Genomic DNA, 7725 nt, shown 5'->3' with positions numbered 1-7725 from the left:
GTCCCGCGGGCCACAGGCATGTCGGGCACCGACCGGCCCGGGCCGGCTACTCGGTCGGCTCCAGGCCGGCCCGGATCAGGCCGTAGGTGTACGCGTCCTCCAGCGCCAGCCAGGAGGCGGCGACCACGTTGTCGGCCACGCCCACCGTCGACCAGGTGACGGAGCCGTCGGTGGACTCGATCAGCACCCGGGTCTTGGAACCGGTACCGTGCTGGCCCTCCAGGATGCGGACCTTGTAGTCCACCAGCTCGAAGGTGGCCAGCGGCGGGTAGATGCCCTCCAGGGCCGCGCGCAGCGCCTGGTCCAGCGCGTTGACCGGGCCGTTGCCCTCGCCGGTGGCGATCCGGCGCTCGCCCTTGGCCCACAGCTTGACGGTGGCCTCGTTGCCCGTGAAGCCCTTCGGGCCCTGCTCGCTGATGGTCCGCCAGGACTCCAGGGTGTAGAAGCGGTCCCGGCTGCCGCGCACCTCGTCGCGCAGCAGCAGCTCGAAGGAGGCGTCGGCGGACTCGTAGGTGTAGCCGAGGTTCTCCTGCTCCTTCACCTTGGCCACCACCCGGCCGGCCAGGTCCCGGTCGCTGGAGAGGTCGTAGCCGAGCTCCTTGCCCTTGAGCTCGACGGAGGCCCGCCCGGCCATGTCGGAGACCAGCATCCGCATGGTGTTGCCGACCCGCTCGGGGTCGATGTGCTGGTACAGGTCCGGGTCGACCTTGATCGCGGAGGCGTGCAGGCCCGCCTTGTGGGCGAACGCCGAGAAGCCCACGTACGGCTGGTGGGTGGAGGGGGTCAGGTTGACCAGCTCGGCGATCGCGTGCGAGATCCGGGTCATCTCGGCCAGCCGGCCCGCGGGCAGCACCCGGCGGTCGTACTTGATCTCCAGCGCGCCGACCACCGGGAACAGGTTGGCGTTGCCGACCCGCTCGCCGTAGCCGTTGGCGGTGCACTGCACGTGGGTCGCGCCGGCGTCCACCGCGGCCAGGGTGTTGGCCACCGCGCAGCCGGTGTCGTCCTGGGCGTGGATGCCGAGCCGGGCCCCCGTCCTGGCCAGCACGTCGGCGACGATCTCCCGGACACCGCCCGGCAGCATCCCGCCGTTGGTGTCGCAGAGCACCACCACGTCCGCGCCGGCCTCGTGCGCGGTGCGGACCACCGACACGGCGTACTCGGGGTTCGCCCGGTAGCCGTCGAAGAAGTGCTCGCAGTCGATGAACACCCGCCGGCCCTGCGAGCGCAGGAACTCGACGCTGTCCCGGACCATCTCCAGGTTCTCGTCCAGGGTGGTGCGCAACGCGAGCTCCACGTGCCGGTCGTGCGCCTTGGCCACCAGGGTGATCACCGGGGCGCCGGAGGTGACCAGCGCGGCCAGCTGCGGGTCCTCGGACGCCTTGCCGCCGGCCCGGCGGGTGGCGCCGAAGGCGACCAGCCGGGCGTGCTCCAGCTCCAGCTCGACGGCGGCCCGGGCGAAGAACTCGGTGTCGCGCGGGTTCGCCCCGGGCCAGCCGCCCTCGATGAAACCGACCCCGAACTCGTCCAGGTGCCTGGCGATGGCCAGCTTGTCCGCCACCGTCAGGTTGATGCCCTCGCGCTGCGCTCCGTCGCGCAGCGTGGTGTCGAACACGTGGAAACTGTCGTCGGTACGGGTGACCTCGGTCATGACCCCTGGTTCTCCGTTTCGGGGAGGTTGGGTACTGCTCTGCCGGACGTTCTCGTCCCGGCTCCACTGTCCATGGTCCCGCGCGCGGTCCCGGTGTCCCCGGGCCCCTTGTGGGGGCCGTCGGCCGGTCCGGGAGAAACAAAAAGACCCCTCGCGGGTGCGAGAGGTCTGCGCGCGGGTCTGGACGCTAGTGGTCGCTCCGCATCGGGTCCAGCGGAAGCGGTCACTGCGGACCGGCGCGCCTGCTGCTAATAATCAGCGAAAGCGAGGACACGCTGGCAGTCTGGCACAGCTTCCGCGATCCGGCCCGCCCGTCTCGGGATGCGAAACGGGGCAGGCCGGCCGGGGTGCGGGATCAGACGATCCGGTGCAGCCAGTGGTGGGTGTCCGGGGTCTGGCCGCCCTGGATGGACAGCAGCGCCTTGCGGAGCTCCATGGTGACCGGGCCGGGCTCGCCGGCGCCGACGGTCCAGTCGGCGGCGGCGGACTTCACCGAGCCGACCGGGGTGATGACGGCGGCGGTGCCGCAGGCGAAGACCTCGGTGAGGGTGCCGTCGGCGTTGGCCTGCTGCCACTCGTCGGTGGAGATCCGGCGCTCCTCGACGGCGTAGCCGAGGTCCGAGGCCAGCTGGAGCAGCGAGTCGCGGGTGATGCCGGGCAGCAGGGCGCCGGACAGCTCCGGGGTGACGATCCTGGCGTCCTTGCCCTCGCCGAAGACGAAGTACAGGTTCATGCCGCCCATCTCCTCGACCCACCGGTGCTCGGCGGCGTCGAGCCAGACCACCTGGTCGCAGCCCTTCTCGGCGGCCTGGGCCTGGGCGACCAGCGAGGCCGCGTAGTTGCCCGCGCACTTGGCGGCGCCGGTGCCGCCGGGGGCGGCCCGGACGTACTCCTTGGACAGCCAGACCGAGACCGGCTTGATGCCGCCCTGGAAGTAGGCGCCGGCCGGCGAGGCGATGATCATGAAGAGGTAGGAGTTGGCCGGGCGGACGCCCAGGCCGACCTCGGTGGCGAACATGAACGGGCGCAGGTAGAGGCTCTGCTCCGGCTCGTTCGGCACCCAGTCCCGCTCCTGGCGGACCAGCAGCTCGACGGCCTCGACGAAGGCCTCCACCGGCAGCTCCGGCATCGCCAGGCGGCGGGCCGAGGCCTGGAAGCGGGCGGCGTTGGCCTCCGGGCGGAAGGTGGCGATGGAGCCGTCGGCCTGGCGGTAGGCCTTCAGGCCCTCGAAGATCGCCTGGCCGTAGTGGAGGGTCATGTTCGCCGGGTCGATCTCCAGCGGCGCGTACGGCACCAGCTGGGCGTCGTGCCAGCCCACGCCCTCGGTCCAGCGGATGGTGACCATGTGGTCGGTGAAGACCCGGCCGAACCCGGGGTTGGCCAGCCGGGCCTCGCGCTCCGCTGCGGGCAGCGGGTGGGCGGAGGGCTTGAGGTCGAACGTGATGGGCGCCTGGGTGGCCGTGCTCATGGCTGTTTCCTTCACCGTGGGGTTGGTCCGGGCCGCCACCGCCGCAGATACGTTTCGGCAAACTTCACCGGAATGGACGCACAACGGCACGGCCCACTGTCGATACTCGCATCCAGAGGGCCGTGCCGAACAGCTGCAAGCTGCGGTGATGTGCGGTCCGGCCCCGTCAGCCGGAACCGTGTGTTCGGATCCGGCCGGTCAGCCGGCTACTCGGGCGACGAGCGCGTCGCCGACCTGGGAGGTGCCGCGGGCGCCCGAGCGCTCGGCCAGGTCCGCCGCGACGGCGGCCTCGACCGCGGCGGCCTCGGCGGCGAAGCCGAGGTGCTCCAGCAGCATGGCGACCGACAGCACGGTGGCGGTCGGGTCGGCCTTGCCCTGGCCGGCGATGTCCGGCGCCGAGCCGTGCACCGGCTCGAACATGGACGGGAACTCGCCGCTCGGGTTGATGTTGCCGCTCGCGGCCAGGCCGATCCCGCCCGTGACGGCGGCGGCCAGGTCGGTCAGGATGTCGCCGAACAGGTTGTCGGTGACGATGACGTCGAACCGCTCCGGCTGGGTGACGAAGAAGATGGTCGCCGCGTCGACGTGCAGGTAGTCGGTGGTGACCTCGGGGAACTCCCGGCCGACCTCGGCGAAGATCCGCGTCCACAGGTGCCCGGCGTGCACCAGCACGTTGTTCTTGTGCACCAGGGTGAGCTTCTTGCGCGGCCGCGCCTGCGCCCGGCGGTAGGCGTCGCGCACCACGCGCTCGATGCCGTACGCGGTGTTCAGGCTGACCTCGGTGGCCACCTCCTGCGGCGTCCCGGTGCGCAGCGTGCCGCCGTTGCCGACGTACGGGCCCTCGGTGCCCTCGCGGACGACCACGAAGTCGATCTCCGGCTGGCCGGCCAGCGGGGACGACACCCCGGGGAAGAGCCGGCCCGGGCGCAGGTTGATGTGGTGGTCGAAGGCGAACCGCAGCTTGAGCAGCAGCCCCCGCTCCAGCACGCCCGACGGCACGCTCGGGTCGCCGATGGCGCCCAGCAGGATCGCGTCGTGCGACTTCAGCTCGGCCAGGACGTCGTCCGGCAGCGTCTCCCCGGTCCGGTGGTAGCGCCGGGCCCCGAGGTCGTACTCGGTGGTCTCCAGCTTCACGTCGGCGGGAAGCGCGGCACCCAGGACCTTGAGGCCTTCGGCCACCACTTCCTGGCCGATGCCGTCACCGGGGACTACTGCGAGACGAATGGTGCGAGACATGCTCGGACCCTACTCCGCCGTCCCAGGTACTGACACCTGCCGTCCACCATGCGGACGGTCAGGTCAGGTCGATCTCGATCTCGAACGGCTGATCGACCTTCAACTGCTTGTGGTAGATCCCGGTCGGAAAGTACCGCTTGGACGCCGGCTCAAGCTCGAACGTGTAGACCACAGGGCGGCCCTCATCACACTCAACGCGCCAGAAATGACGGATACCGGCGGCAGCGTACTTACGCGGCTTGATCTCACGGTCACGCTCGCGGGACTCCTCGGAAACCACCTCGACCGCCAGTAGGACGTGCTCGGCGGAAAAACCGGTCTGGCGATAGCCGGTGTCCGAGTCCTCGTGGACCACCAGCAGATCGGGCTCCGGCCGGTTCCGACGGTCGAGCGTGACCGTCATCTCCGGCCACACCTCCCATCCATCCGGGACCGCCGCTTCCAGTCCCCGCTCCAACAAGCGCTTCGCCCGGACATGGAACTTCGTCTGCGGACTCACGAAGATCAGGCTCCCGTCGATCAGCTCGGTGTGAGGCGGGAGATCAGGCAGCCGGTCGAGGTCCTCTGCGGTGTAGCCACCAGCAGGAGGCCGAATCCAGTCGGGGTACGGCGCGATGCTCATGGTTCCTCCCATACAGGCATCCTGGCGGCCCTCTCAGGCTACTCGGCGGAGCCGCTTAGGACTCCACTCCTTCGAGGGAGCGCGTGCGACGCGGGGGGCGCCTGGGGCGTGCTTAGGGCGTGTCTGACCATTGGCGCGCACCCGGCGGGAATTGTCAGACACGCCCTAGGGTGGCGGGGTCCGGCGAGGCGTGTGGAACGGGGTGCGGATGGGCGAGCGGCGGCGGGAGGTGCTGGTCTGCGCGGGTGCGGCGGGGCTGGCGATGGGCGGGTACGGCCTGGCGGCGGCGGTGCGCGGGCGGTGGCCGGCCGGGGCGGAGGCGGTCGCCGTGCCGTACCACGCCCACCTGTGGGACCTGCTGCACGGGCAGGCCGCCGGGGACCTGTTGTTCAACTGGAACAGCGGCTACGGGGCCCCGTTCCTGGCGGACTTCTTCGCCTACCTGATGAACCCCTTCTCCTGGCCCACCGCGCTCCTCCCCCGCGACCAGGGCCGGCTCGCCGTCCTCCTGGTCACCCTGGCCACCATCGGCCTGGGCACCGCCCTGATGGCCCGGCTGCTCGGCCGGCTGCACCCCGGCCCCCGGTGGCTGCGGGTGTTCGCCGCCGTCGGGTACGGGCTGTGCGCCTGGGTGCTGGACGTCGGCGGGGCCGCCCCGATGTGGCTCTGGGGCCTGGTCTCGCTGCCCCTGCTCGGCCTGGCCGCCGACTGGTGCCTGCGCGAGCGGCACTGGGTGGCCGGCGCGCTGTGCGTCGCGCTCGCCTGGACGGGCAACCTGTACACCGCCGCGCTGGCCACCCTCGCGGCCGGACTGCTGTTCGCCGTCCGGCTGTTCGCCGCCCCGCTCCCGTTGCGCCACCGGGTCCGGGCCGCCGGCCGGGCCGTCACCACGGCCACCGCCGGGGTGCTGCTCGCCTCCCCCGTGCTGTTCGTCGCGGTGCTGGCCACCGGCCGGGCCCAGCCGGAGTCCCCGGTCGAGCCGCTGGGCCCGTCCGGTGTCGCCGCCCACCTCTCCCGGCTGCTGCCCGCGGCCCACGGCGGGCAGCAGCTGCCGGACGTGGCGATCGGCGTCTTCGGGCTGCTGGTGGTGTGCGGGCTGCCGTTCAACCGGCGGGTGCGGGCTCGGGAGCGGGCCCTGTGGTGCGCGGCGCTGGTACTGGTGGCGGTCGGCTTCCTCTGGACCCCGACGGTGCTGGTCTGGCACGGCCTGGCGATCCCGGCCGGCGGGCCGTACCGGGTGGCCTTCGTGCTCAGCGGGCTGCTGGTGCTGGCGGGCTGGGTCTCGCTGGCGCACCGCCCGGACCGGCTCACCGTGCTGGGCGGCGCCGCCGTGGTGGCGGTGATCGCCGGCCTGGCGGCGGGCCGGCCCGCGGTGCGCCCGGCCACCTGGGTGCTGCTGGCCGTCGGCGGCGCCGTCCTGTCGGCCGCGCTGTGGCTGCTGGACCGCCGGCACTCCGACCGGCGGGCGACCGCCCTCGCCACCTGGGTGATCGGCGGGGCGGTGCTGGGCAACGCCGTCTGGTCCGGGTACGCGGCGCTCGGCGCGGTCCCTTCCTCCGGGGTCTCCCCGGCGGCCGTCCGGGCCGGGCACGCGGCCGTCCGGGCGGGCGCCGACTGGCCGCGCGGCCGCAGCGACCCCGGCCCGCACGCCTTCACCCCCAACGACCCGCTGCTGCTGAACGGCCAGGGCGGCGGCTACTTCAGCAGCTACCTGCCGACCGTCACCGCCCTGCTGCTGCACGACCTCGGCGCGGGCTGGACGGCCGGCGGACGGCAGACCGCGAGCGTCACCGACCCGGTCGGGCAGGCGCTGTTCGGCGTCCGCACCCACCTCGACGACGCCCCGCCGCCCGGCTTCACCCCGGTGCGGGCCGCCGCGCCGCCGCTGGTCACCGTGCTGCCGCCGGGCTCCCGGACGGAGACCTCCTCGGTCTGGTCCCGGCAGGAGTCGCTGCTCGGCAGCCAGGTGTACGACGCCCCGCTGCCCGTCCCGGCGGGCGGTCCGGCGCTGGCCCTGCACGGCACCAGCGGCTGGTCGGTGCCGGCCGGCGGGGAGGGCACGGTGTTCACGGCCGCCTGCACGCCGGGCGGGACGGCCTACTTCCACGGGGTCTGGTACCGGGGCACGGTCAGCGGCCTGGGCACCGACTACCGCAGCGACGGCGAGCAGCCCACCACCGCCGTGCCGATCCACCGGCTGGGGACCGTCCCGGCGGACGGGGTGGTCCGGGTGACGCTGCGGTCGGACGTGGTGAGCCAGGTGCCCGCCCGCCCGATCGGCTGTCTGCGGGCCGGTGCGCTGGAGGCCGCCGTCGCCCGGCTCACCGCGACCGGCGCCCCCCGGGTCGAGGCGGGCGGGCACACCCTCACCGCGACCCTCCCGGCGGGTTCCACCGGCACCGCGCTGCTCTCCGTGCCGGCCGCCGAGGGCTGGACCTGCGCGGTGGACGGCGGCCGACGTCTCACCCCCGTCCCGGTGCTCGGCATGATCGGCGTCCCGCTGGGCGACGGCGCCTCCCGCGTCGCCTGCGCCTTCCGCCCGCCCGGCCTCACCGAGGGGCTCATCGTCACCTCCGCCACCGCCGCCGTCCTCGCCCTGGTGGCGGTCTTCGCCCGGCTCTCCCGGCGCCCCACCCGCGTCCCGCGCCGCGACCGCCGCCGGGCGGCCCTGGGCGCCGACGCACAAGCCGGCACGGAAACCGGCCCACAAGCCGGCACATGACGGGGCGGCCCGCCGGAGTCCCGGTG

Annotated in this window: 5 protein-coding genes; 1 reads left to right on the top strand and 4 read right to left on the bottom strand. The window is 73.3% G+C overall.

Annotated elements, in window-relative coordinates:
• Positions 1 to 46 precede the first annotated feature (46 nt).
• The 4 genes from cimA to ACFU7Z_RS31995 all read right to left on the bottom strand — a co-directional run bounded on the left by cimA (position 47) and on the right by ACFU7Z_RS31995 (position 4977).
• Positions 47 to 1651 (bottom strand): citramalate synthase, encoded by a 1605-nt coding sequence (gene cimA / locus ACFU7Z_RS32010; protein WP_380744952.1) that lies wholly within the window; start codon positions 1649 to 1651, stop codon positions 47 to 49.
• A 355-nt stretch (positions 1652 to 2006) separates the two neighbouring features.
• Positions 2007 to 3119, bottom strand: coding sequence for a branched-chain amino acid aminotransferase (locus tag ACFU7Z_RS32005; protein ID WP_049656394.1), 1113 nt, complete (start codon positions 3117 to 3119; stop codon positions 2007 to 2009).
• 198 nt (positions 3120 to 3317) lie between these two features.
• Positions 3318 to 4355, bottom strand: a complete 1038-nt coding sequence (locus tag ACFU7Z_RS32000; RefSeq protein WP_049656392.1) for a 3-isopropylmalate dehydrogenase — start codon at positions 4353 to 4355, stop codon at positions 3318 to 3320.
• A 58-nt stretch (positions 4356 to 4413) separates the two neighbouring features.
• On the bottom strand, positions 4414 to 4977 hold the full coding sequence (locus ACFU7Z_RS31995; protein ID WP_074001499.1) for a Uma2 family endonuclease: 564 nt from the start codon (positions 4975 to 4977) through the stop codon (positions 4414 to 4416).
• 208 nt (positions 4978 to 5185) lie between these two features.
• Between ACFU7Z_RS31995 and ACFU7Z_RS31990 the strand changes: the two genes are divergently transcribed.
• Positions 5186 to 7699 carry a YfhO family protein gene (locus ACFU7Z_RS31990; protein ID WP_380781332.1) on the top strand — a complete coding sequence of 838 codons (2514 nt, stop codon included), beginning with the start codon at positions 5186 to 5188 and terminating at the stop codon, positions 7697 to 7699.
• Positions 7700 to 7725 lie beyond the last annotated feature (26 nt).

It is taken from the genome of Kitasatospora sp. NPDC057518, from assembly GCF_042802075.1.
Lineage (GTDB): Bacteria > Actinomycetota > Actinomycetes > Streptomycetales > Streptomycetaceae > Kitasatospora.
Note: the sequence above shows the minus strand (reverse complement) of the source record. Positions and strands in the feature narration are given on the sequence as shown.